Genomic DNA, 820 nt, shown 5'->3' on the forward strand with positions numbered 1-820 from the left:
TTCAGGTAGGGCTTCCTGTCGCGCATCATGGCGTTGAGGACCGTCAGCAGCTTCCTGGCGACGGCAATGAGGGCGAGTTTGGCTGGTTTGCCGGCCTGTCGCAATCGTACGTAAAAGACCTTGAACGGATCGGCCCGGCGGACCGCGTTGAGAGCAGCCATGTAAAGGGCATCACGGACGCGCTTTCGGCCCCCGGCGATCTTACGTTTGCCRCGSTAAGCCCCGCTGTCGACGTTGAAGGGAGCCAGGCCGGCTAGCGCTGCCACCTGCTTCGGTCCCACTTTTCCGAGTTCCGGCATCTGCGCGATCAGYTGCATGCAGGTTACGGGACCCACGCCAGGAAGTGARCGTATCAACTGCGCATCGCCCGAGATCTCCGRCTCGGTCTTGATCAGYGTGCTGATGTCGGCCTCGATCTCGGCGATCTCGCCGTCGAGGACCTCGATGAGACGGCCGATACGATCGGCCATGGCACGGTCGTCGGCCTCGCTGCGCCGGTTCTTCTCCTGCGCACGCATGAGGACCAGCTGATCCCGCCGTTTTGCGAGCCTCGCCAAGGCATTGCGGGCGGGATTGGCAATTTGCTCGGTGGCTGGCTTCAGGGCCCGCGCAAAGGCCGCCAGCATCCTCGCATCGATCGGGTCGGTCTTGGCGAGCTGGCCGCTGGCGCGCGCAAAGTCGCGAGCCCGGGCCGGGTTGATCCGCGCGAAGCGGATACCGGCCTGACCCAGCGCCTCGCGAAGTTCGAGATCATAGACACCCGTTGCCTCGAAGACGACCAGCACGTCGCATCGCCAACGCGCCACGATCTGTGTGATGG

1 protein-coding gene is annotated in these 820 nt (G+C 64.3%); it reads right to left on the reverse strand.

Annotated features, from left to right (window positions below):
* Positions 1 to 820 (reverse strand): IS110 family transposase (locus AB4Z51_RS45025; protein WP_441499781.1); only part of this gene is annotated, 820 nt, incomplete at both ends.

The organism is Bradyrhizobium sp. 2TAF36 (assembly GCF_052114925.1).
Classification (GTDB): Bacteria; Pseudomonadota; Alphaproteobacteria; order Rhizobiales; family Xanthobacteraceae; genus Bradyrhizobium; species Bradyrhizobium barranii.